Below are 23,291 nucleotides of genomic sequence, written 5' to 3'. Positions count from 1 at the left end.
CAGGCTTAAAATTTTTGTGTCGATGGATCGGATCTTTTTAACTTTAGTTTTTTCACTTAAACTCCTCTCGAAATGATGCGATCACTCGCCTGCACTCTTTTGGTATTTTTGTTTTTGCTCGCGGTAGCTCCGGTATACGCGCAGTCTGGCAAACCCTTCCGTGTCATCGCCTACTATTCCTCCGATGCGTCGGTTATCGACAATTATGCGGTGGAGCAACTTACTCATATCATTTATAGCTTTTGTCATTTACGCGGCAATAAACTGGCTGTCGATAATGCCCGGGACTCTGCGACTATCAGGAAGCTGGTCTCTCTAAAAGCGGCTCACCCGCGATTGAAAGTGTTATTATCCCTGGGGGGATGGGGTGGATGCAAAACCTGCTCCGAGGTGTTTGACACGCAGGCCGGGAGAATGGAATTTGCGGCTTCTGTAAAAGCGCTTGCGGACTACTTTAAGACCGATGGCATTGACCTGGATTGGGAATATCCCACGATTGAAGGTCACCCCGGCCATCCCTATAAGCTGGAGGATAAAGAAAACTTCACCGCGCTGGTAAAAGCATTGAGAGCGGCACTGGGCAAAAAGCAGGAAATCAGTTTTGCGGCAGGTGGCTTTTCAAAATACCTCAAAGAATCCGTTGATTGGAAAAGTGTCATGCCGATTGTCGATTATGTCAACCTGATGACCTACGACCTGGTCAATGGCGCCACGCCGCATACCGGTCACCACACGCCCTTGTACTCAACCAAAGAACAAACCGAATCGGCAGATGCCTGTGTGAGTTACCTTACATCTATCGGGGTGCCTGAAAATAAATTGATCATTGGTGCGGCGTTTTACGGGCGGAGCTGGGAAAAGGTCGAAAACGTGAACAGGGGTCTTTACCGGCCCGGCGTGTTTAAGAGCTTTATTCCTTATCGCATGTTGGAAAGCCGGATCAATAAAGAAAATGGGTTCAACTTTTACTATGATGAAGTGGCTAAGGCAAGTTATGCGTACAATGAAAAGGAGAAAATTTTCGCAACTTTTGATGACGCAGGATCTGTCGCTAAAAAGACGAAATACGCACTGGACAAGGGTTTAGGCGGTATTATGTTTTGGGAGCTGAGTCTTGATAAGCCCCGGGACGGATATTTAAAAGTCATTAACCAGACGATCCAGTCAAAAAAATAAACATAATATTATTAACAGATGTAGGATTGTTTTGTCTAATTTTTCCAGGGCAGGCAGATAGCGTGACACTGCCTCCTCGGACCTGTTAAAATTTCTTTTGCTAACGATAGCCCGCTCATCTATGCGCTAACAAAGCAACATTTGCCAGGCGTACAGCCGCGGATTAAAATGTTATGCATCCATATTTTCTTTTGCAATAAAGTTTTTACTACTTTTACTTCCTGTAGCACGGGGTGCCATTGGGCTGAGATTATACCCGCTACCTGATTTGGGTAATGCCAACGTAGGGATGCTAATGAAGGCTGACTTTCATTTTTATGCTCCATCCGTTGGTATACCCGCTGGATGGTTTTTTTTATTTGGTAACGGACGTTGATATAGTGGATCTCCGGATCAGGTACCAACCATTGTTCGTTAAAATAAGTTGACGCAATAGCAGTCGGCAACAAGCATAAAAGTAGTAACACATGGAGTCACGCGAAACATCTCTCGAATTAATTCCAGCCCATCAGCAAAGCTGGCAACAGCGGCCTGAATGGTTTTTCAACCGGGAGCATACTGACACTTACGAACAGTGGTATGAGGGCCGTTATAAACGTGCCGAAATATGGCAGAAAAAAGTGATGGAGCAATTGGTGTCCAAAGACAAAAGGATAAAGCAGCTGCTGGAGTTTGGCTGCGGCACCACGAGGTTCACCCGATGGTGGAAGCAGATCGGTATTGAAGCTACCGGTGGCGACATCTCCCCATTGATGTTATCACAGGCCCGGCATCTTTTTGACGGAGACCTGGTCATGGCCGATTCTCATTTCATGCCGTTTAAAGACCACAGCTTCGATGCACTGGCTTTCATCACCACTTTTGAATACTATAAAGATCCCGTCAAGGTGATCAGGGAGGCAGCCCGTGTTGCGAAGTGTGGCATTGCCATGGGTATGATGAACCGCAATTCACCTAAAGTGTTGCGCCGGAGGGTGCAGCAGTTTTTTGGCAAAAATCCATTTTATGTAACGGCGACCTTTTACACGCCTCAAAAGCTAACGGAGATTATCCACCAGGCGTTAGCCGGTAGAAAATATACGATCGAGTGGACCTGTACAGGGTTACCCAAATGGTTTCCGGTGCAGCAATGGGGATTACCGTTTGGTGACTTTTTCGGACTGTATGTGAGCTTAAACGATGTTGATGAATAGTGCGGAAACAAAAAGTCAGGGCAAGCTGGAAGCGGGTCTATTCGATCAGCTGCTGCGCAACCGCTACGGATGTCAGCGGCAGGAAGTAGTGGCTGGTCCGGCCTTCGGCGTAGATGTTTCGTTGGTGAATCTTCCGGGGAACATGACCCTGGCCATGGCCAGTGATCCGCTGTCGCTGATCCCGGCGCTTGGGTTGCAAGAGTCGGCCTGGTTGTCGGTGCATCTCATGGCCAATGACATTGCTACTACAGGCTATCCGCCCATGTATGCCCAGCTGGTGTTGAATCTACCTGCCGGGTTTTCAAAAAAGGATTTTTCTATCTACTGGGAGCATATTCATCAATATTGCGACGATATCGGAGCAGCGGTTACCGGCGGGCATACGGGCTTCATTGAAGGACAAGGCAGTACCATCGCCGGTGGCGGCACCATGATCAGTGTGGCGCCTGCCGGTCACATGCTCCTGTCGTCTTTTGCACAAGCGGGTGACGTGCTCCTGGTTACAAAAGGTTGTGCCATCTCCTCTACCGCTATCCTTGCGATGAGTTTCCCGGAAACGGTAAAGCAACACTGCGGGCAGGAAATATATCAGCAGGCCTGCAACGCGTTTTACAGCACCTCTTCTCTGAAAGACGCCCTGGTAGCGGTTAAAGCAAATGAAGAACAGCGGGCCGTAACCGCAATGCACGATGTTACCGAAGGCGGGGTGTTGGGAGCGATTTATGAACTGTGTAGCGCCTCAGGAAACGGAGCCGTTGTTTATGATGAGCGGTTACCCATTCATGAGGTGCAAAAAAAAGTATGCGCACTTTTTTCTTTGGACCCCCGGCGTTGTATCGGTGCCGGTGCGATGCTTGTCTGTTGTAAAAGGCCGTCTGTCGCGTCGCTGATTCAACGGCTGCAGGACGAGGGAATTGAATGCGTGGAAGTAGGGGTATTGACAGAGGCTGACCAAGGCATTCATATCGTTGAGAATGGCGAGGCCCACCCCCTGAGCTATCAACCGGAAGATCCTTACTGGGCTGCGTTTTCAAAGGCGTACGGGCAAGGATGGAAATAAGATATGCTGATAAAAGATAAAGAAATGACCATAAAAATTTTCGGGCAAATTCATACTTAAATCGATGAAAACTTTCATGCAACATTCCCTGCCCGTTCGGTCAGGTGGGCTTGTGATAAAAAAACAAAAAATATACACATGACACAGCCGGGTATTTATTTGGTAGTAGATCCGTCGATGGATCGGCAGCAGCTTCTTGATGTTTTAAAGAAAGTGGTGTCACATAAAATCGTAGCGATACAGGTCTGGGATCATTTTCCCGCCAATGAAAGTCCGGTATCGCTGGTGAAGGAGATATGTTCGATAGCTCATGAAATGAATATTCCGGTCTTCATCAACAATCAATGGGAGCTGCTTGAGAAGACCAGGCTGGACGGGATTCATTTTGACGAAATGCCTTCAGACCTGCAAGGCATCAAATGGAAGCTAGGTCGAAAATTGCGATGGGGCATCACCTGTAATAATGATTTGTCGGTGGTGGAATGGGCAGCTGAACATCATGCCGACTACATTTCGTTTTGCTCGATGTTTCCTTCGGCCACTGCCAACAGTTGTGATCTGGTTTCTTTTGACACGGTGCAAAAGGCAGCGACCCTTTTCAAAGGACCGATCTTCCTGGCAGGCGGCATCACTCCGGTAAACATGCAACAATTGAAAGCATTGCATTATACCGGTGTAGCGGTAATATCGGGTGTGATGAAAAGCCCTGATCCGGTGGCAGCCGTTGATGATTATTATAACAACTTATAAAAACCTGATATGAAACCTGAAACGATCAGTAAATTATGCTGTCCTTTTGACAAGGACGATCTGGAATTAACGACCATTGCCAAAGATCTCGAAGGCCGTGTGATAGAAGGATATTTCATTTGCAGTAACTGCAGAAGGTTATATCCGATTGTTAAAGGAATACCTATTCTCAATCCGGATCAATACCGCGATTTTAAACTGGAGCAGCCACTGCTGGGCAGATGGAAAGAGTCTCTGCAGGGAAAGAATATCAATTACTTCTTATTAAGCGAAAACCCCGGATAACGGGGTTTTCAATTTAAGTTGCCCAGGCTTTGTCGCCTTTTTTATAAGGCATACATGCCTCGTATCTGCCTGGTACTGCTGAGTATCTTAATGCCTTGGTAGCGCCCGGCTCTGAAGTAAAGAATCCCAGGAGCGTCAGCTCCTTCATCATGCTGAAATAATGTTTAGCCAAAGTGGCCCGCATATAACCAAAGTTACCTTTCGTTTCTGCAAGTGAATCTTTTATTTTTTCCTCTTCAGCGAGTTTTTCCCTCTTTGTCTTGTAATCATCTGTATCGGTATATTCTTTTGCTTCTTTATCTAAAGCGGTCAAAAGCTCTGCCCTTTGCTCCGGCTGCATTTGCATAAAGCCATTGCCATATTTTTCTTTGCTGCGCTTTTCGATTGTCTCCAAACCGCTTCTGAATATCTTTTGATCTTCAGGTGTATAGCAATCGCGCACCATCACGCTCATAAAAGCGCCTACCTGTGCGTCTTTAGCTCCGGGTGTGGAAGTTCTGGGCAGTATCGTTTCCCCGATCTCGTCGAGATAAGCGACTTCTTCCTGGTTGAAGAAATCAGGCAGTGGTTCGGCGCCGGCTTCACCAGCTTCTTTTTTTGGCGTGGTCTTGCACCCTGTCTGAATGAACAATTCTGCTCCCAATACAGTACCACCCATGAGAAGGGCTACTCTTTGTACGGCTTTTCTTCTGTTCATGATTTGTTATTTAGTAGGAGAGATGATAGTTGACAGTATAAAAAAGTAATCTGTCGTTGTGCGTATCATCGTCTGTCTTTTAAGATTAATTTGTCGTTCCTTAAATGTTTATATCTGGATTGGTCTTTGACAGGCTGACCGACTGTAAAACGTGCCGTCTGTTATCAATCAGCTACTGTCTGTTTCTTAGATATTTCCTTTTTTCAGTTCGTTTACGGCAAAGTCTGCAGCTCTTGCAGTCAGCGCCATATAGGTAAGAGACGGATTTACACAAGCTGCACTTGTCATGCAAGCGCCGTCTGTAACAAACACGTTCTTACAATCCCATACCTGGTTGTTGCCATTCAGTACTGAAGTTTTAGGATCGCGACCCATTCTCGCTGTGCCCATTTCGTGGATGCCTTGTCCGAATCCATATTCGCTTTCGTAGGTACGAACATCTTTCAGACCAGCAGCTTCCAGCATCTCCGCTCCGTCATTCATCATATCGGCGCGCATCTTCTTCTCGTTCTCTTTTATCTCTGCATCGATATTCAACACGGGTAAGCCCCATTTGTCTTTCACGTTTTTGTCCAGCGTTACTTTATTATCGTGGTATGGCAATATCTCTCCGAATGCACCTAATCCCATGGTCCAGGATCCGGGCTCAGACAATGCTTCTTTCAATTCTGGTCCTACGCTGTATTCAGCGATATGACGCTGCCAGCCCTGGCGGCTTGCGCCACCCTGGTATCCGAAACCTCTCAGGTAGTCGCGTTTGTCGTTGCCGATATTGGCAAACCGTGGAATGTAGATGCCGCCTGGCTTCCGTCCAAAGTAGTATTTGTCTTCATAGCCTTCGACACGTCCGGAGGCTCCGCAACGGAAGTGGTGGTCCATCAGGTTGTGCCCCAATTCGCCGCTGCTGCTACCCAGGCCGCCTTCCCACACATCAGTGGCTGAGTTCATCAGCACCCATGTCGAGTTTAAAGCCGAGGCACATACAAACACGACCTTTGCAAAGTATTCGTAGGTCTTGTTGGTTTCTGCATCAATGATCTCAACGCCTTTGGCTTTTTTAGTATCCTTATCGTAAATGATCTTGGTAACAATAGAGAAGGGTCGCAAGGTCAGGTTGCCGGTTTTCATGGCGGCGGGCAGTGTAGAAGACTGCGTGCTGAAATAGCCACCGAACGGACATCCCAGCCAGCATTTGTTGCGGTACTGACAAGCGGTACGGCCTGGTAATGGCTGCGTAATGTTGGCTACGCGCGCGTTAGTGATGATGCGCTGGTTTTTATAGTGGTCGCGCACTCTTTTGGCCACATCCTTTTCGACGCAGTTCATCGGCATCGCAGGCATCAGGTCGCCATGGGGATAGCCCGGAAAATCTTCGTTGGTTCCGTTGATGCCGGCAAATTTTTCTGCATAGCTATACCACGGTGCAATGTCATTGTATCGTATAGGCCAGTCTACCGCAATACCGTCTTTTGCGTTGGCTTCAAAATCAATATCGCTGTGGCGATAGCTTTGACGGCCCCACATGAGCGAGCGCCCACCTACATGATAGCCGCGGTACCAGTCGAAGCGTTTAGTTTCTGTGTAGGGACAATCTTTTTCGTTGACCCAATAATCCAGGTTCGTTTCATTCAGCGGATAATCTCTTTTTAAGACGGGGTAGTCTTTGATCATCTCCTGCGTCCGACCGCCGCGATGAGGAAAATCCCAGGGATTTTTGTTGGCGTTGGTGTAGTCCTGAACGTGCTTAATATCACGGCCTCTTTCGAGCATAATCGTCTTTAAGCCCTTTTCGGTGAGCTCCTTTGCAGCCCAACCGCCCGAAATGCCACTACCAATAACGATAGCGTCATAAGTATTTTCTGCCATAAAAAGTTTTCTTTTTAATAATAGTTTTCGATCAAAAGTATAGACAAGCGCTTCGTAGCAAGCAGGCTTTAAAGATATTCAAAAAACGCAAAAAATTTTATCGGCAGAAAAAAAAGATTTGCAAAAATTAAAAGGGCCCGGAAATTTACCGGGCCCTGAAAAGCTTAACAGTTGACTTCGACCTGAAATAAGTTATCGCTGGAAGATATATACTTCCCGGCCTGTAGTGGTGTTGCGCTGGATGGTCATCCTGCTGAAAGAACCTGCCAGGTTTTCCTGGATGTCATACTCATCACCGTCATAACGAATTGACTTTGTGTCTATAAATGAGTAAGGAGTACCAGCGTCTTTCACACCGGATTCATTGTAGTAGTATACGTTTCCGTCTGAACTGAACTGAGCGTAGCCAGCTCCTTCAGTCAGGTTATCGGTTGTGGCAGGCTCAGAAGCGGTGCCAACATAAATCTGGTGGGTAACTTCCCATTTTCCTGTTTTTGCGTTGTTGCTGATCGTGTCAAGTCCAAGTCCATCGCGGGTTTTGCTGCAAGAAGCCAGCGTGAATAGGGCGATTACTGCTAAGAGAGCGAACGATGTGAATTTCTTCATTTTTACACTTTTAATGTTTAGAGATAAGTTTTCTTGGTTTTTTCCTGGTTTGGGGTTGGATCAGTACCTGTATAAGACAAGGAGCGTGCCAAATGGATATAGGTTGCACCAGGACCTGCGGGGAATGGCTTTTACATCAAAAAAATTATCTTTGCAGCATGCAAAACAACACTGATACAAAGTATTCTGAAGAAGTGGATGTATTGACCGCTACCGCCTCCTCGTGCCAGTTGATTGTTTGGAATGATGAGGTGAACACTTTTGATTGGGTAATAGAAACGCTGATGGAAGTGTGTGGTCATACTTTCGAGCAGGCAGAGCAATGCTCCTTATTCATTCATTTTAAAGGCAAATATGCCGTGAAAGAAGGGGAGTATGATGACTTAAAACCCATGTGCGAAGCCATCCTCGACCGAGGCATCAACGCAACCGTTGAAGAGACGGTTTCGTAGTCGGGTCTTTCAAAGATCAACCTATAAGACAATAATTATCACTGCCGATGGCCATCTTTGCCCTTGATGAATCGCTCAGTTTTCCACCCACCCATTTAGCTGAAAAGGACGGCCTCCTGGCGATAGGAGGGGATCTTTCTGTTGAGCGATTGCTGCTGGCCTACCGTTCCGGCATCTTTCCGTGGTACAGCGAGCCGCCCATCCTCTGGTGGTGTCCGGATCCAAGATTTGTCCTGTTTCCCAGGGAGTTGAAGATCAGCAAAAGTTTACGGCCCCTGCTCAACAGAGCGGCTTTTTCATTTACCGTCAACCGGGATTTTACAGCTGTGATCAACCATTGTAAAAATGTCCCGAGACCCGGCCAGGATGGCACCTGGATCAGCGCGGAGATCATTGCTGCCTACACGCGCCTGCATGAACTGGGCTACGCCCACAGCGTGGAAGTGTGGCAGGACGGACAATTGGTGGGCGGCCTGTACGGTATTCGTCTGGGAAAAGTTTTTTTCGGGGAAAGTATGTTCAGCCTGGTTAGCAACGCTTCTAAATATGCCTTCACGAAGTATGTCCGTCAGCTGCAGGAAGAAGGAGTGGAGCTGATCGATTGCCAGGTGCATACCGACTACCTCGAAAGCCTGGGCGCCCGCATGCTCGATGGCGCCGAATTTAAAGCCTTGCTGCACGGTTTGGTCTGACCGTCCCGGTCTGACCAGACGATGCACTGGTCGCATTTAAAATCTCGTAGCCAAAACATGAGGCAGCATATCCCGCCAGGTAGGCCAGTCATGTTTATAATTTTCACCCCAGTTGTCAAAGTCGTAATGAATTCCTTTGTCATACAAGGTTTTTGCAAATTCACCACCGGCTCTCGGGTCTTCATAAGCACCGCTTCCCGTAAGGATATGAATATGCTGGCTGCGCCGAATGGTTTCCAGGATGCCATGGTCGCTCAGGTTGGGCATATAATGCTGGGGACTGTTGAAGTACACGTTGTCGTCCATATAACCATTTGAGTAATAGGTCAGGTCATACACGCCACTCATTGCAATGACGCCGTTTAAAAGGTCCGGGCGTTTGAGGAACAGGTTCATGCTATGCAGGGCTCCAAAAGATGCACCGCTGATATACACCGGTGTTTCGGGGCTCGTTTCATTTTTGATATGCGGGATCACTTCGTTGTAGATATAATGGTTCCATTGCACGTGTCGGTGTGATTTGTCCCAGGGCGCCATGTTGTCGTTCAGCCAGCTTTCATTATTTACGCTGTCTACAGAGAAGACCTTTATTTTACCACCGTTGATGAATGGAGCTAATGAGTCGATCAGCTGAAACCGTTCATATTCCAGGTAGTCGGCAGCGGCAGTGGGCACCAGCAATAAGGCGAACCCAAAGTCTCCATAACTAACAATCGGCATCTCCTTGCCTAACGATGGGCTGTACCAGCCAAAAACCTTCCTGTTCATAGCATATTAATTTTTGTAAAATTATTTCCCGAATTCGTAAATAAGTATGTATCAGTGTATAATAATTTAGCGCCGCAATAATCAGCCCTGTCTATATGAGCGGCACCAGCAGCAATATATAGCTATTATTTTAAAAGTATTAAGAATGAAAAAAAATATTATTAGCCTGGTACTAATGGGTTTTTTACTCTGGCTATGCAACGCGGTTTCTGCCCAAAACGATGCTAACGGAGCCCTCAGGGGCATTGTGTTAACGGAGGATGGCACTCCGACTCCCGGCGTGACCGTCAAGCTGGAAGGTGCCCGGAACAAAGGAACGATCACCAATGAGGATGGACGGTTTTTCTTCAATAACCTGCCAGACGGCGATTATAAGGTTACGGTTACGTATATCGGCTATAACAAGAGTGAAGATGCCGTGACCGTTAGCTCCGGTGAAACGGCGGAGGTCAGGTTTGTGATAGCGCTTTCTAAGGAAGGCCTGGAAGAGGTCTTTATCGAAAGCAATCGTATCCTGAATAAGAGTGCCGCCACCGCGAATAAAATGCCGCTGACTCCCCTGGAAAGCCCGCAGGTGGTTCATTCTATATCGGACGTCATTTTGAGAAAGCAAAACGCCATGACGCTGGAAGACGCCATGAAAAATGCGCCCGGGGTTACCAAACTATGGGATGCGACCAGCCGCCCCGATGGCGGCTCAATCTTCACGAGCCGCGGATTCCAGGTGTTGGGGAACGTAAGGAACGGCCTTCCGAATATTCTTAACACGAATGTAGACATGGCCAATCTCGATCGAATTGAAATTATAAAGGGTCCGTCAGCAACGCTTTTCGGAAGTGTGGTAAGCTCCTACGGAGGGATCATCAACCGCGTTACCAAAAAACCTTTTTTCAGAAATGAAGGGTATGCTGATTTTTCATTCGGGAATTACGGGTTCTTCCGTGCTTCGGGAGATGCGAACTTTGTGCTGAAGGAAAACGAGGTAGCCGCAAGGGTCAACATTGCTACTCAAAACCAAACAACCTGGCAGGACAGAGGCTTCCAGAAGAGCTACATGATTGCGCCGTCGCTGGTGTATCAGCCTAGCCACAGGTTGACGTTTAACTTCGATGCCGAAATAGTCGGCACCAAAGGCAATAGTAACGGAGGTAATTTCATGTTTGTGGCAACCCCGTCGCAAATCAATGGCGCTTTGTACCAGGCCCTGGTGGGCAATGGTATTCCGGCGCAAAATGCAGCGGCCATCGTGGCACAGGCGCCGCAGACTTTTAAAGAGGCTTTTGGGACGAATAAAGTAGAAGAGCTGAAGTTGGATTACAACAGGTCATTCCTGTCCAACGATCTGTACACATCCACTCAATCCAATTCTTTTTTTGCCAATGCCGCTTACGAGATATCCAACCATTGGAAATCGCAAACGGCTATTACTTACGGGCAAAGTAAAAACGATGGGTTTTCTGCATTCCAGTACCTGATCCCGAACTACCTGACCGCCTTTATGAATGCTGTTTCCACAGGGGGCACTCCCGGTTTTGGCACGCCGGGTGTAGACACGTTGGCGCGTGCAGTCTGGAATCCGATCGGGAATACCAACACATTTAACGTGCAGCAAAATTTTGTATCGGATTATCAGTGGGGACGTGTCAGGAACCGCGCGGTTGTGGGGTTGGACTATGTCAGCTACCAGTCATTTGTTACTTATAACCGCTTTATAGGAACCCTGGCAGGGGTGCCCTATCCCGATGTTTTCGACATGACAGCGGCCGACGGTTCGGCTCCCAACTATAATGATTTCACAGCACCTAAAGTGCATCAGGCTTTTGGCTCAGGCGCTACCTCGATATTACAATATGATTCGGATTCAAAAATATACTCCGCTTATATTAATGATGTCATGAACATAACTGACTACGTGATTGTCAATGCGGGTGTCAGAGTAGATCATTTCATTGATAACCTCGCTGCAACGGATGAAACCAAAAAGCAGACGAAGCTGTCTCCTAAATTTGGATTGATCGTTATGCCTTTGAAAGACCAGCTTTCCATCTTTGCCAATTATCAAAACAGCTTTACCAACCAGTTTGGAATGGATGTGAACGGTCAGCGATTTGATCCCGAAGAAGCGAATCAAAAAGAAGTCGGTATTAAATATTCCCTGTTTAACAACCTGGTGACCGGAAGTGTAAGCTACTATGATATCCTGGTAAATAATATCGTTCGCGCTGATCCGCAGAACCTGAACTTCAGTATCCAGGATGGCGAACAACAAAGTAAAGGAATCGATGCAGAAATAGTGGCCAATCCTGCGACAGGCTGGATCGTTCTATTCGGGTATGGTTATAATGACAGCAAACTTTTAAAGGCCGAAGAAAATGTAAACGGCTTGCGCCCTGTAGCATCGGGTCCGAGAAATGCATTTAATTTCTGGAGCAATTACACTTTCACTAAGAAGGCGCTGAATGGTTTGGGGATAGGTGTCAGCTTGAATCACGCCAGCGAGACTTATGCTTTCAACCAGGTTCCGGACGGTAAATTGATCCTTCCTGCATACACCATCGCCGGCGCTCATCTGACCTATGATACCAGGAGGTTGCGACTGGGTGTTAAGGTGAACAACCTCACGAACCAAAGGTACTGGATGGGATGGAGCAGCATTATTCCGCAAATGCCCAGACAGGCCATCGGAAGCATCGCTGTAAAATTTTAACAAAGGGCAAGGTTGTCTGAGCAAATATCAAAACCTCTGACCATAATATAATCTTATGTCCCGTATATCACGCAGGCTTCAGTGGGCGAAGCATCAGCAGCGGTGGTTTGCAAAATGGCATGTATACCTCGGCATTATTGCTGGGTTCATTATTGCGATCGTTGGCGTAACAGGCAGCATTCTGGTGTTTCAGGATGATATTGACAGAGCGTTGAACAGGGAATTGTTTCTTACCCAGGCGCGGCAGCATAAAATTCCATTAGAAGAAATAATACCGATCGTCCGCGAGAAGTATCCGCATATTCAATTTGACTATGCCATGAACGAAACGGATCATCCCAACCGGGCATATCAGTTTTTTAATTTCAAGACAGGAGATGAATTTTTTATAGATCCGTACACGGCCACACTGAGCGGGAAAAGACTACACGAAAGTTCTTTTATTCATATCGTTACGGAAATACATCGCACCTTACTCATCCCAACGGCAGGGCGCTATATCGTGGGTCTGGCTTCTCTGATCCTCATTGTGCTTACGATCTCAGGACTACGCTTGTGGATCCCCAGGAAATGGAAGCAACTGAAGTCGGTTCTTACGGTCAATTTTAAAACCAGCTTCAAACGTCAAAATTATGATTGGCACAATGTGATCGGCTTTTATACAGCACCGGTCGTTACCTTGCTGGCTGTTACCGGTGTTTGCATTACGTTCTCTACTGTGGTCATACCCTTTCTGTTTATGCTTAGTGGAAAGTCGCCGCAGGGTATTGCGCAGATATTCAGCAGCCAATCGGTTTATAAAGAAGGGGCCGCGCCGATCAGTGTAAAGCAAGCCGGTGAGATCGGTTTAGCCCAACGTCCGGGAAGCCGCGTAGCTGGCGTTGCGTTGCCCGCTGATTCTGTCGGCGTTTACCGGCTGGATGTGATCAGTCCGGGATTGCCAAAAAGTGGCAGAAGGGAAATGGTAGTAGTAGATCAGTATAGCGGAAAAGTATACCTGGACAGCCAGAAAGATTTTCCGGATGTCGGAAACGCTTACCTGTCCTGGCTTACGCCTATTCACTATGGGTCATTCGGAGGGATGCCTACCAAAATAGTGGCGTTGATCGGCGGTCTTTCGCCGCTGTTGCTGTTCATCACCGGATTCATCATCTGGTATCCGAGATGGCGAAAACAGAAGCGCAGCGAGCAGAAAAAAATAGCGCGGAATGCGGCTAAAGCAGAGATGGTCGTGCTGGTTCAGGAGACGGTAAACATTGCAGTGAAAACGCCGGTCATGCGTTACATGGGTATTCATTTAAAGAAAAGTTTTCGATATGCCGGCTGGAGTCTTTTGACAGCCGCTGTTATGGGCGCTTTCTATGGCATGTTTTCAGGCATTGTCATTCAGCCCGCAGTGTTCAGTGTAGCCTACGTTACCGTCCTGGTCGTTATTAATTTTATTATTGCCCTGCTGGCGATATTGTTTAACCTCATTTTCTTAGCGCCGTTTAAAAAAGGGAGTCGTCCGGTGGTAAAATATTTCACGCTTTCCCTGGGCTTCTGCCTGGTGTTTCTGCCGGTTTACGTTTTGTTGATGAATACAGGCATGACATTTTTCTAACAGCTTTTAGAGTAAATGCTGCTATAACTGGCTATTTTTGCTGGCTTAATTTCATTTCAACTATTTAATATGGCATTAGTTCAGACGGCGGAAAGAGTATCACACGTGGAAGCGTCAGACAACTACGTGTATCAGCGTTCGCTTTTTGCTTATGCGGAAGCAGCCAAGCTGGTGTATGGCAATATACTGGAGCTGGGAACGGGGAGTGGGTATGGCATTGATATGATCGCTTCCAGGGCGGACCGGTTCGTGACCATCGATAAATTTGAAAACGGCAATGTGGCGCAACTGGTGAAGACCCATCCGAATATTGAATTTTTAAAAATGACTTTTCCGCCGCTCAGCGGGCTGGCCGATAATAGTTTTGACTTCGTGATCACCTTCCAGGTGATCGAGCATATCAAGAACGACCAATTGTTTACGCAAGAGATTCATCGCGTACTCAAGCCCGGCGGCAAACTGATCGTTACGACGCCCAATAAAAAAATGTCGCTCACCCGCAACCCCTGGCATATACGCGAGTACCAGGTGCCGGAGCTTAAAGATCTCCTCTTGAAAAATTTCAGCTTTGTGAAGACGCTCGGCGTCTATGGCGATGATACCGTGATGGAATATTATCATGCTAACAAGAAGGCGGTTGAAAAAATAACGCGTTTTGATATCTTCAATCTGCAATACAACCTGCCGCGCTGGTGCCTTCAAATCCCTTATGATATCATGAACCGGTGGAACCGGAAAAAGATGCTCAGCAGCGACAATCAAATGGTGTCCAAGATCAAGATCAGCGATTATTTCCTGGCAGAAGCGGGCAACGATTGCCTGGACCTGTTTTATATCGCGGAGAAGTAAGCCTTTCGTTTCGTTATCAGGATTGAAAGGAGATGATCTGAACTGTGGAAATAGTGCGGGGTTTCAAGAGAAGGCGGTTTAACCAGGTGCTGGCCGTTTCAGTAGCTCGGGATACAATATCTCGTGCCTGAGGCACTGCAATCAGACTTTCTTAACCGTATTGAGCACGGCCTTATAAATCAAAGCGAACCTGCGGTTCTTCTCATTAGCGAACAATATTCACCTACGTTTAAAACGTTTGGCGGATGATCGCGTTTCACCCGGCCTCCAATACTTCCTTGATCGCTTTTGCTTTTAACAGGCTCTCTTCCCACTCCTTCCCGGGATCGCTGTAAATCGTAATCCCGCCGCCCGCCTGAAAAGACAGGTAACGCGAAGAGGCGTTGTACATGATACTCCTGATCACTACATTCAAATCAAAATTGCCTTCGGGACTTATATAACCAAGAGCGCCTGAAAAAATGCCGCGCCTGCTTTCTTCATACCGGTCTATCAACTGCATCACTTTTACCTTGGGAGCACCCGTCATCGATCCCATCGGGAATGTAGCATTGATAATGTCTTTGAATGTAATATCCTTTTTGGGCGTGCCGCTGATCGTCGAGATCATCTGATGCACTTGCGGAAAACTATAGATGCCAAACAGCTCATCAACTTTCACGCTGCCTTCTTCACAGATCCTGGACAAGTCATTCCGTACCAGGTCCACCACCATCACGTTTTCTGCGCGATCTTTCCGGCTTTCCAGCAGTGCCGCTCTTTCCTCGTCAAAGTGGCAATGGTCAGGGCTTCGCCGTAAAGTGCCTTTTATGGGTTGACTGATTAGCCGGTTACTTTCTTTTTTCAGGAATCGTTCCGGACTGGCGCAGAGCAGCCATTTATCTGCGATCCGGTACAGACCGGAAAACGGGTTGGGAGATACCGTGCATAATTTATGGAACAGCGCGACCGGGTCGGTCCAGACGTTTTCTACAAAAAATTCCTGGCAAAAATTGATCTCGTAGCAGTCGCCTCTCTGCAGATGTTGTTTCAGGCGGTTGAGCTTTTCCAGGTAAACGTCGCGGGACATCTTGTTGCGAATCTCAGGTAAGGGCGATAATGATGGCGATGCAGCGGATGAAGTTTTTTGAATAGAATCAAAAACTGCTGCCGCATCAGGGGCCTTGATCTGAACGGTTTGACCCTTGAAGGTGAGCAATATCTCCGGCTCGAAGAAAAAAAGGTCGGGAAAAGCGAGCGCGTCTTGTTTGTTGGAATGACTGACTTTTTCAAAAGTGGCCAGCTCGTAACCCAGGTGTCCGAACAGCCATCGGTCCTTTTGGTCGATAAAATCCTGGAACCGATCGAGCGCATCAGGAGCAGATGATTGAAAACTGTCAGACACACCCGCGCCTACTAACAGGTCATAATCGCCCTGGTAGTGGAGACTGTCTAAAAAGCAAAAAGTGTTGAACTGTTTGAGCCAATTCAACACTTTCTGTTTAAAAACATGGATATCTTTTACAACAAAGTTACCGTGCAATTGAATGAGTGCATAAAAGTGGATTAATAATCATCATCCTCGTCATCAAAGTCATCTTTGCCGCCGCCGCCAAACAAGTCCTTGAACTCGTCATCCATTTTGAAATCGTCGTCGTCGTCGTAAGACTTTTTGCTGCCGCCTGATTTGCTTTTCGATTTGGGCAGGTCAAACTCTTCAAAGTCCTTGTCCCAATCTTCGTCCTCTTCGGGTTTGTCCCAGTCGTCATCCACGTCGTCCACGTCATCCTCTTCGTCATCCTCTTTTTTCGAAGCCTTGCCTTTTTTCTTAGGAGTTTCCTCTTCGTCAAGGAAATCATCATCCTCTTCGGGGTCTTCGTTTTTCGATTTTGATGAAGCTTTTTTTACAGGCTTTTCTTCATCGTAAGCCTTATCTTTTTCACTTGATTTTGATTTATTTGACTTTGCCATGATCTAATAAATTAGAGTGTAAATTTTAGCCGAACTTTTTAAATCGCCAAATTTTTGAAATTAATTTTTTTTACAAAAATTACACTACGATCAGCTGATCTCTTTCTGGTCCGTTAGAGATAAATTTCACCTCTACGCCGAGATAGCTGTTGATAAAACTGATATAGGATTTTGCTTTCTCTGGCAGGGCTGCCAGGTCCTTGATCTGGCTGATATTGGTATGCCAGCCATCAAATTTTTCATACACCGGTACATAATGATCCAGGTCGAGGCGCAACGGAATTTCGGTCAGTTCCTGTCCTTCTTTGCTGTAGGCGGTACAAACGTGCAGCTCCTCGAAGCTGTCGAGTACATCTGCTTTCGTCATTACGATCTTGGTTACACCATTGATCATGCAGGCAAAGTTCAGAGCTACCAGGTCGATCCATCCGCAACGGCGTGGACGGCCGGTTGTAGCGCCGTATTCGTTACCCACGTCGCGTAGTTTTTGTCCATCCGCATTCTCCAGCTCTGTGGGGAAAGGTCCGCTTCCCACGCGCGTGCAATAAGCTTTTGTGATACCGATCACTTCTTTGATATGCTGCGGGGCAATGCCAAGTCCGCTGCACACGCCAGCTGAGATCGTATTAGAGGAAGTAACAAACGGGAACGTACCGAAATCGATGTCCAACATGCTTCCCTGGGCACCTTCGGCCAGGATTTTTTTTCCCTCTTTTAATTGTTTATTGATGAAGTATTCACCATTAACAATATTGAGCTCTTTCAGAAAATCTACTGCTTCAAAAAATGCTTTCTCGTCTTCGCTGATATCTTCTGTAAAATGATAGGTATTGATGATGACCTGGTGTTTCTGGCGCAGCTGCTCATACAACTCTTTGAAATTTTCCAGCAGCAAATCGCCCACTCTTAAAGCATTCCGGCCGGTTTTGTCCATATAAGCAGGTCCGATACCTTTTAGTGTAGATCCGATCTTACCTTTTCCCTTTCCCTGCTCCGAAGCTTTGTCCAGCGCACGGTGGGTAGGAATGATAATATTGGTACGCTCAGAAATGAAGAGATTTTTTTTCAGGTCGATGCCAAATTCTGCTACTTTCTCACATTCTTTTTTCAGCGTGATGGGATCGAGTACCACGCCATTGCCGATAATATTGATTTTCCCTTCATGGAAAATGCCAGATGGTATTTGGTGCAGCACCAGTTTTTTGCCATCCTTGTATAAAGTGTGGCCGGCGTTGGGGCCACCCTGGAAACGGGCTATAACATCGTAGTCTTTAGCAAAATAGTCAACAATTTTACCTTTCCCCTCATCTCCCCACTGCAGCCCTAAAATTACATCTACCATCTACTGATTTTTTGATTTTAAAAATGAAGTGCAAAAATAAGGGTTCGTAGTGATGTGAGGGAATTGTTAATCACGGTCCACAGTAATAAATTATCGACCCAGAACCGTCAGCTATAAACTACGCTACTTCGGCAGATCTTCGGTATCGTACCGCTCTACGGATTCTACGCCGCTGAGTTCCGTAAGCCGGTTCGCCAGGTTGTCCAGCTCTTCCTTATCGTGTACAAACACTTTGATGTTCCCCTCAAAAACGCCCTCTGTCGCTTCGATCGTGAGCGCCGCGATGTTGATCTTCAACTCGCCGGAGATCAGGTTGGTGATCCGGCTCACCATGCCTACATCGTCTATGCCGATGATTTTAACGCCCGTAAGGAAGGAGATCTCCTTGTTTTTCGCCCATTTTGTTTTCACGATCCTGTGGCCGTAGTTGGCCATCAGTTTCGCCGCATTCGGGCAGTTGGTCCGGTGAATGGTCAGGCCCTTGCCCGTCGTTACAAAACCAAATACGTCGTCACCGGGAATAGGCTTGCAGCAATTGGCGAGATTATACATGATCTTATCGCTGCTCTCGCCGAAGATGATCAGCTCTGCGTCTTTTGCGGGTGTGGCAGGCTGATGCGGCGTTTCTGGTTTCGGTTCCGTGTGTTTTACCGGTGCCGGCGCCTCCAGGCGGTCGCCAAACACCTTGAACTCTTTTAATTCTCTCAGGTCGATATTCTTGATCGCGATCTGGTAAAAGAGCTCCAGGTTGGAATTGAGCTTATAAAATTGTGCAATGGCTTCAATATTTCCCTGGTACATGGTCACACCCATGTTTTCCAGTTTTCTTTGGAGGGTGTATTTTCCCTCGTCCGCCACTTTTTTCTTTTCCTCCTTCAGCGCCTCTTTGATCTTCGCTTTGGCTTTGGCGGTCACCACAAATTTCAGCCAGTCGTCGCTCGGCGTTTGTTTGTTACTTGTGATGATCTCGATCTGGTCACCGCTCATCAGTTTGTGGCTGATGGGGACCAGTTTATGATTCACTTTAGCACCGATGGTTTTTACGCCGATCGCTGAGTGGATGGAGAACGCAAAATCCAGTGCACTACTTCCGGCCGGCAACATCTTAATGTCGCCTTTAGGCGTGTACACATAAATCTCTTCGGTAAGAAAGCTGCTTTTAAATTCCTGTAAAAAGTTGACGCTGTCCGGGTCTTCATTATTGAGGGTTTCCCGTATCTGCTGAAACCATTTGTCAAAGCGGTTTTCATCGCGGTAGCTGTCGGGGCTGCCTTCTTTATATTTCCAGTGAGCAGCCAGGCCTTTTTCCGCGATCTCGTTCATTCTTTTGGTGCGGATCTGTACCTCCACCCATTTTCCGCGGGGGCCCATCACAGTCGTGTGCAAAGCCTCGTATCCGTTGGCTTTGGGATTGCTCACCCAGTCGCGCAGGCGTTCGATCGACGGCGTATATTCATCTGTAATTAAAGAATACACTTTCCAGCACTCCTCTTTTTCTTTCTCCGGCGGGCTGTTGAGAATGATCCGGATGGCGAAAAGATCATACACTTCTTCAAAAGCCACCTGTTTTTTCTTCATCTTGTTCCAGATGGAATGAATATTCTTCGGGCGGCCGTAGATCTCGAAATCGAAATTATTTTTTTCCAGCTTTTCCCGGATCGGCTTAATGAACTCGTTGATATAGCGTGTTCTTTCGCGCTTCGACTCGGCGAGCCGGCGGGCGATGTCTTTATAAATATCCGGCTCGAGGTACTTCATCGCCAGATCCTCAAATTCCGTCTTGATCGCGTACAATCCCATCCGGTGGGCAAGCGGTGCAAACATGTAGACCGTTTCGGATGATATCTTCAGCTGCTTCTCCCGCTTCATGCTGTCCATGGTCCGCATATTGTTCAGGCGGTCCGCCAGCTTGATCAGGATCACGCGCGGATCGTCGGTCAGCGTCAGGAGTATTTTCTTAAAATTCTCTGCCTGCTGGGACACCGTTGTATCGATGAAGTTGGAGATCTTGGTCAATCCGTCCACGATGCGGGCGATTTCCGGGCCGAATTCTTTTTCAATGTCCTGCAAAGTGATGTCGGTGTCTTCCACCGTATCATGCAACAAAGCACAGATCGTGGAGCGCACCCCCAGGCCGATCTCTTCCACACAGATCTTGGCTACTGCAATAGGATGTAAAATATAAGGCTCGCCGCTCTTCCGCCGCATGCTGCTATGCGCCTCTGCTGCCATTTCGAATGCGGCACGCGTGAGATCCTTGTCGCCCGGCTTTAATTTGTCTTTTAACAGCCGCATCAGCGAGCGGTATTCTCGTACGATGAGTTTCTTCTCCTCTTCCTCGTTCAGGTTGTATTTGGGTTTTTGCTCTATTGTCTTCATTGTCAGTGTCCTGCGTCTATTCCCGGACAGCCTTTGCCCAAAAGGGCAGGGCTACGGGTTTGTAAATGTAATATATGTAAAAACTATAACAATCTGCGCGACCAAAAAGATGCAGATCTGCGGGGCAATCACCGGCCAATATCCCTCTGTAAAACGCATGTGCACAAAGGGAACATAAAAGTTGAAATATTGAATAAAAGCATTACTTTTGCTGCCCTTCCGATGACTGTCGGAAGAAAAGTTCTTACCGGATGTGGTGAAATTGGTAGACACGTCAGACTTAGGATCTGATGCCGCAAGGTGTGGGGGTTCGAGTCCCTTCATCCGGACAAACCCCCAGCCCCTACAGGGGGGTGCTTCAATATTTCTTTAATTTTCAGCTTTCATTAAGGGATGCAGTGAAAGACTTTAAAGTATTAAAAGCCCCTTTCGGGGTTTGGGGTTATGGCTACAATTACTAAAGAACCGATAGGCCAGTTACACGAAAAGATCAGTGTAAAAATTGACAAGGCCGACTATCTTCCTTCCTTCGAAAAGTCTCTGAAAGAATACAGTAAAAAAGCGAGCATACAAGGTTTCAGACCCGGTAAAGTACCTGCAGGTCTGATCAAGAAAATGTATGGTCCTTCTCTTTTTACAGACGAGGTATTGAAATCTGTTGACAAGGAACTGATCAATCACCTGCAGACGGAAAAAGCAGAGATTTTTGCGCAGCCCCTGCCATTGGATACTGACCTGGCCAAACTGGATGTGAACAATCCTGACGATTATACTTTCGATTTCGAAATCGGGTTAAAGCCTGAATTTGAACTGGCTGATTTAGCGAAAGCGGATATCACCGGCTACAATATTGACATCACCGATGAGATGATCAACGAAGAGATCGATCGCCTGCAAAACCGCTACGGCAATATGACCGATAAGGACGTGGTAGACGGCGCTAACAACGTGCTGAATGTCACTTTCGTTGAAACAGATGCAACAGGCAATGAAGTAGAAGACGGTGTGAAAAAAGAGAATTCTCTTCTGCTGAGCTATTTCACTGAAGCAATTCAACAAGAGCTGAACGGCAAGAAAGTGGGTGACAGCATCCAGATCAAACTGGCCGACGCTTTTGAAGATAAAGAACTGGAATTTATTGCAGCGGACCTGGGTCTTAACAAAGACGAGGAGGCTGACAAACAAAAAAGTTTCAAATTAAACATCGCCAAGATCAGCGAGCTGGAAAAGAAAGAACTGAACGAAGAATTTTTCACACAGCTGTATCCGGAAGGAGATGTGAAAACCGAAGAAGAGTTTCGCACCAAAGTAAAAGACCAGATCTTTGGCTATTGGGCCTCTCAAAGCCGCAACCAGATCCAGGATCAGATCTTCCATAAATTAGTAGATAATACGACCATTGAATTTCCTGAGCCGTTTTTACGCAAATGGCTGGTGACACAAAACGCGCAGCCCCAGGAAGGGCAGCCGGCAAAGACGGAAGAGCAGATCGATGCGGAGATGCCTACTTTCCTGAACCAGTTGAAATGGACGCTTATTTCTGAAAAGATCGTGAAAGATCAGGGAATCGAAGTGAAGCCAGAAGAACTGAGAGCATTTGCCCAGGCGCAGTTATTCAGCTACATGGGCGGAATGATGCCTAACGATACAGAACAGCCTTGGGTAAATGACTATATTGAAAGGATGATGAAAGACCGTAAGTATGTAGAAGATGCTTACAACAGGATCCAGTCTCAGAAAGTGTTTGAGTGGGCTGAAACCCAGATCAAACCTACTGCCCAGCAGATCAGTGCAGAAGATTTTACAAAATTGGTGAACGAGCATCAGCATGCTCATCACTAATCACAAATAGTTGATGGAAAAAGGCGCTGTTACAGCGCCTTTTTTATTGAAGAGATCAACCCCACTTCATAAGAATGCTCCAGGGCATCCCGGCTGTGTTCAAAGTAGCACACGGGAATATCCCGCCCGGATATTTCGTCTAACGCGGCGATCACCGCCGGTTTTTTTGTTTTCCCTACACATCTTATATAAACGCAATGAATCAGTTGAGGAAAATTCTTCACAAGGGAGGCGTATATGTAAGGATCTCTTTGCGAGTCATCCCCCAGTAAAATAAACCGCTGCGTGGGATAAGCGTCCAGGATCCTCACGATCCGTGCAAATTTGCTTGCGTGGTTTTTCTGGCCGCTTTTCAACACCTGGGACAGGCTTTGTATCTGGTTGAGCAGGCAAATGCCGTCAGGTAATTCATTCCTCCGGATAAAAACGCTGATAAAGTCGTACAGGTTCCACTCGCTGCTGCTCACATAGAAAAAAGGATTCGGATCATCGGCGGTGGTTTGCGCCAGCTGAAGCGCCTGGTAGTGCTTCACAACTCCTTCAAAAGGTTTACGGCTGTAGGCATTCCGCGTCAATAGTAACTGTAACCTTTTCAGGATCGAGGCGGAATGTGAAATCAGGAAGGTGTCGTCAATATCAGAAATAAAGGTGTACTGATTGTACGCCGGAATCGTGATCTGTGCAGTAGCCTTATGTAATAATTGCCCGGTGTTGCCGTCTTTCAGGGTCACTTCCGCCTCGTAGCGGCCGCTGGCCAACCCCTTGTCGTTGTTGATGTTCAGGGCGAAGAAACCATCACTTTGCGACCGGGTGACATATTTTTTTCCCTGCCAATGCACCTCCACCAACGCATCTGGCATTGTTTTTACCATAAAAGTCTTTAACAGAGACAACGTGTTGTGGAAAATACCGGTTCTGTATATTTCCCGCGGGGAAGCAGAACGGTGTAAGGCGTGTCCTATCACGTTGAAATGGCTGGTGTTGCCATATCCTTCATACAGTTTCAGGTGGGGCTTGGTGATCAGTCGAAGCTTTTTGAAAAGGAAGTTTTTAAGCACTTAAACAATTTTAATA

The 23,291-nt window shown here is 47.0% G+C and carries 20 protein-coding genes, 1 tRNA gene and 1 riboswitch; of the genes, 12 read left to right on the top strand and 9 right to left on the bottom strand.

Annotated elements, in window-relative coordinates; genetic code table 11:
- The first annotated feature begins 72 nt into the window (after window positions 1–72).
- The 5 genes from ACU37H_RS08755 to ACU37H_RS08735 all read left to right on the top strand — a co-directional run bounded on the left by ACU37H_RS08755 (window position 73) and on the right by ACU37H_RS08735 (window position 4,464).
- Complete coding sequence (locus ACU37H_RS08755) at window positions 73–1,176, top strand: glycoside hydrolase family 18 protein (protein ID WP_472701905.1); 1,104 nt, start codon at window positions 73–75, stop codon at window positions 1,174–1,176.
- A 219-nt stretch (window positions 1,177–1,395) separates the two neighbouring features.
- Window positions 1,396–1,483, top strand: a riboswitch (TPP riboswitch).
- A 160-nt stretch (window positions 1,484–1,643) separates the two neighbouring features.
- Entirely contained in the window at window positions 1,644–2,369 is a 726-nt protein-coding gene (locus tag ACU37H_RS08750; RefSeq protein WP_472701906.1) for a class I SAM-dependent methyltransferase, read from the top strand.
- Window positions 2,362–3,429, top strand: a complete 1,068-nt coding sequence (locus ACU37H_RS08745) for an AIR synthase family protein (protein ID WP_472701907.1) — start codon at window positions 2,362–2,364, stop codon at window positions 3,427–3,429. Before ACU37H_RS08750 ends, ACU37H_RS08745 begins: the two co-directional genes overlap by 8 nt.
- A 138-nt stretch (window positions 3,430–3,567) precedes the next feature.
- Window positions 3,568–4,179 (top strand): thiamine phosphate synthase, encoded by a 612-nt coding sequence (locus tag ACU37H_RS08740; RefSeq protein WP_472701908.1) that lies wholly within the window; start codon window positions 3,568–3,570, stop codon window positions 4,177–4,179.
- Between the two features lie 9 nt (window positions 4,180–4,188).
- Window positions 4,189–4,464 carry a Trm112 family protein gene (locus tag ACU37H_RS08735; protein ID WP_472701909.1) on the top strand — a complete coding sequence of 92 codons (276 nt, stop codon included), beginning with the start codon at window positions 4,189–4,191 and terminating at the stop codon, window positions 4,462–4,464.
- Window positions 4,465–4,477: 13 nt separating this feature from the next.
- Here the strand turns inward: ACU37H_RS08735 and ACU37H_RS08730 are convergent, their stop codons facing one another.
- From ACU37H_RS08730 to ACU37H_RS08720, 3 genes are all read right to left on the bottom strand, one after another.
- Entirely contained in the window at window positions 4,478–5,161 is a 684-nt protein-coding gene (locus tag ACU37H_RS08730) for a gluconate 2-dehydrogenase subunit 3 family protein (RefSeq protein ID WP_472701910.1), read from the bottom strand.
- A 186-nt stretch (window positions 5,162–5,347) separates the two neighbouring features.
- Complete coding sequence (locus ACU37H_RS08725) at window positions 5,348–7,027, bottom strand: GMC oxidoreductase (protein ID WP_472701911.1); 1,680 nt, start codon at window positions 7,025–7,027, stop codon at window positions 5,348–5,350.
- A 192-nt stretch (window positions 7,028–7,219) separates the two neighbouring features.
- Complete coding sequence (locus tag ACU37H_RS08720) at window positions 7,220–7,633, bottom strand: hypothetical protein (RefSeq protein WP_472701912.1); 414 nt, start codon at window positions 7,631–7,633, stop codon at window positions 7,220–7,222.
- Between the two features lie 158 nt (window positions 7,634–7,791).
- Here ACU37H_RS08720 and ACU37H_RS08715 point away from each other — a divergent pair, with 158 nt between their 5' ends.
- Entirely contained in the window at window positions 7,792–8,085 is a 294-nt protein-coding gene (locus tag ACU37H_RS08715; protein ID WP_472701913.1) for an ATP-dependent Clp protease adaptor ClpS, read from the top strand.
- A 47-nt stretch (window positions 8,086–8,132) separates the two neighbouring features.
- Window positions 8,133–8,777 carry a leucyl/phenylalanyl-tRNA--protein transferase gene (aat, locus tag ACU37H_RS08710; RefSeq protein WP_472701914.1) on the top strand — a complete coding sequence of 215 codons (645 nt, stop codon included), beginning with the start codon at window positions 8,133–8,135 and terminating at the stop codon, window positions 8,775–8,777.
- Window positions 8,778–8,813: 36 nt separating this feature from the next.
- On the opposite strand, the gene ACU37H_RS08705 is transcribed toward aat, so the two are convergent.
- Window positions 8,814–9,545, bottom strand: coding sequence for an esterase family protein (locus ACU37H_RS08705; RefSeq protein ID WP_472701915.1), 732 nt, complete (start codon window positions 9,543–9,545; stop codon window positions 8,814–8,816).
- Window positions 9,546–9,690: 145 nt separating this feature from the next.
- On the opposite strand from ACU37H_RS08705, the gene ACU37H_RS08700 reads away from it, so the two are divergent.
- The 3 genes from ACU37H_RS08700 (at window position 9,691) to ACU37H_RS08690 (ending at window position 14,704) form a co-directional block, all read left to right on the top strand.
- Window positions 9,691–12,252: a TonB-dependent receptor domain-containing protein gene (locus ACU37H_RS08700; protein WP_472701916.1), complete on the top strand. Its 2,562-nt coding sequence runs from the start codon at window positions 9,691–9,693 to the stop codon at window positions 12,250–12,252.
- Window positions 12,253–12,307: 55 nt separating this feature from the next.
- Window positions 12,308–13,855, top strand: a complete 1,548-nt coding sequence (locus tag ACU37H_RS08695) for a PepSY-associated TM helix domain-containing protein (protein WP_472701917.1) — start codon at window positions 12,308–12,310, stop codon at window positions 13,853–13,855.
- A 69-nt stretch (window positions 13,856–13,924) separates the two neighbouring features.
- Window positions 13,925–14,704 carry a class I SAM-dependent methyltransferase gene (locus tag ACU37H_RS08690; RefSeq protein ID WP_472701918.1) on the top strand — a complete coding sequence of 260 codons (780 nt, stop codon included), beginning with the start codon at window positions 13,925–13,927 and terminating at the stop codon, window positions 14,702–14,704.
- Window positions 14,705–14,960: 256 nt separating this feature from the next.
- Here the strand turns inward: ACU37H_RS08690 and ACU37H_RS08685 are convergent, their stop codons facing one another.
- The 4 genes from ACU37H_RS08685 to ACU37H_RS08670 all read right to left on the bottom strand — a co-directional run bounded on the left by ACU37H_RS08685 (window position 14,961) and on the right by ACU37H_RS08670 (window position 20,375).
- Entirely contained in the window at window positions 14,961–16,178 is a 1,218-nt protein-coding gene (locus ACU37H_RS08685; protein ID WP_472701919.1) for an anthranilate synthase component I family protein, read from the bottom strand.
- 71 nt (window positions 16,179–16,249) lie between these two features.
- Window positions 16,250–16,654 carry a hypothetical protein gene (locus tag ACU37H_RS08680; RefSeq protein ID WP_472701920.1) on the bottom strand — a complete coding sequence of 135 codons (405 nt, stop codon included), beginning with the start codon at window positions 16,652–16,654 and terminating at the stop codon, window positions 16,250–16,252.
- A 79-nt stretch (window positions 16,655–16,733) separates the two neighbouring features.
- Window positions 16,734–17,996, bottom strand: a complete 1,263-nt coding sequence (locus tag ACU37H_RS08675; protein ID WP_472701921.1) for an adenylosuccinate synthase — start codon at window positions 17,994–17,996, stop codon at window positions 16,734–16,736.
- A gap of 123 nt (window positions 17,997–18,119) precedes the next feature.
- Window positions 18,120–20,375 (bottom strand): RelA/SpoT family protein, encoded by a 2,256-nt coding sequence (locus ACU37H_RS08670; protein ID WP_472701922.1) that lies wholly within the window; start codon window positions 20,373–20,375, stop codon window positions 18,120–18,122.
- Window positions 20,376–20,622: 247 nt separating this feature from the next.
- Between ACU37H_RS08670 and ACU37H_RS08665 the strand changes: the two genes are divergently transcribed.
- A tRNA-Leu gene (locus tag ACU37H_RS08665) sits at window positions 20,623–20,704 on the top strand.
- Between the two features lie 115 nt (window positions 20,705–20,819).
- Window positions 20,820–22,217, top strand: a complete 1,398-nt coding sequence (gene tig, locus ACU37H_RS08660) for a trigger factor (RefSeq protein ID WP_472701923.1) — start codon at window positions 20,820–20,822, stop codon at window positions 22,215–22,217.
- Window positions 22,218–22,246: 29 nt separating this feature from the next.
- On the opposite strand, the gene ACU37H_RS08655 is transcribed toward tig, so the two are convergent.
- Complete coding sequence (locus ACU37H_RS08655; RefSeq protein WP_472701924.1) at window positions 22,247–23,275, bottom strand: App1 family protein phosphatidate phosphatase; 1,029 nt, start codon at window positions 23,273–23,275, stop codon at window positions 22,247–22,249.
- Between the last annotated feature and the right edge of the window lie 16 nt (window positions 23,276–23,291).

It is taken from the genome of Niabella sp. ZPM-14, assembly GCF_055693045.2.
The sequence above is the reverse complement of the archived record's forward strand: the minus strand, read 5'-3'. Positions and strand labels throughout refer to the sequence as shown.

Excerpts from the sequence above, each read along its gene's own strand:
- tig (WP_472701923.1), top strand. The coding sequence starts at position 20,820 with ATGGCTACAATTACTAAAGAACCGATAGGCCAGTTACACGAAAAGATC.
- ACU37H_RS08675 (WP_472701921.1), bottom strand. The coding sequence starts at position 17,996 with ATGGTAGATGTAATTTTAGGGCTGCAGTGGGGAGATGAGGGGAAAGGT.
- ACU37H_RS08740 (WP_472701908.1), top strand. The coding sequence starts at position 3,568 with ATGACACAGCCGGGTATTTATTTGGTAGTAGATCCGTCGATGGATCGG.
- ACU37H_RS08730 (WP_472701910.1), bottom strand. The coding sequence starts at position 5,161 with ATGAACAGAAGAAAAGCCGTACAAAGAGTAGCCCTTCTCATGGGTGGT.
- ACU37H_RS08670 (WP_472701922.1), bottom strand. The coding sequence starts at position 20,375 with ATGAAGACAATAGAGCAAAAACCCAAATACAACCTGAACGAGGAAGAG.
- ACU37H_RS08680 (WP_472701920.1), bottom strand. The coding sequence starts at position 16,654 with ATGGCAAAGTCAAATAAATCAAAATCAAGTGAAAAAGATAAGGCTTAC.
- ACU37H_RS08700 (WP_472701916.1), top strand. The coding sequence starts at position 9,691 with ATGAAAAAAAATATTATTAGCCTGGTACTAATGGGTTTTTTACTCTGG.
- ACU37H_RS08715 (WP_472701913.1), top strand. The coding sequence starts at position 7,792 with ATGCAAAACAACACTGATACAAAGTATTCTGAAGAAGTGGATGTATTG.
- ACU37H_RS08690 (WP_472701918.1), top strand. The coding sequence starts at position 13,925 with ATGGCATTAGTTCAGACGGCGGAAAGAGTATCACACGTGGAAGCGTCA.
- ACU37H_RS08705 (WP_472701915.1), bottom strand. The coding sequence starts at position 9,545 with ATGAACAGGAAGGTTTTTGGCTGGTACAGCCCATCGTTAGGCAAGGAG.
- ACU37H_RS08750 (WP_472701906.1), top strand. The coding sequence starts at position 1,644 with ATGGAGTCACGCGAAACATCTCTCGAATTAATTCCAGCCCATCAGCAA.
- aat (WP_472701914.1), top strand. The coding sequence starts at position 8,133 with ATGGCCATCTTTGCCCTTGATGAATCGCTCAGTTTTCCACCCACCCAT.
- ACU37H_RS08735 (WP_472701909.1), top strand. The coding sequence starts at position 4,189 with ATGAAACCTGAAACGATCAGTAAATTATGCTGTCCTTTTGACAAGGAC.
- ACU37H_RS08725 (WP_472701911.1), bottom strand. The coding sequence starts at position 7,027 with ATGGCAGAAAATACTTATGACGCTATCGTTATTGGTAGTGGCATTTCG.
- ACU37H_RS08720 (WP_472701912.1), bottom strand. The coding sequence starts at position 7,633 with ATGAAGAAATTCACATCGTTCGCTCTCTTAGCAGTAATCGCCCTATTC.
- ACU37H_RS08695 (WP_472701917.1), top strand. The coding sequence starts at position 12,308 with ATGTCCCGTATATCACGCAGGCTTCAGTGGGCGAAGCATCAGCAGCGG.
- ACU37H_RS08755 (WP_472701905.1), top strand. The coding sequence starts at position 73 with ATGATGCGATCACTCGCCTGCACTCTTTTGGTATTTTTGTTTTTGCTC.
- ACU37H_RS08745 (WP_472701907.1), top strand. The coding sequence starts at position 2,362 with ATGAATAGTGCGGAAACAAAAAGTCAGGGCAAGCTGGAAGCGGGTCTA.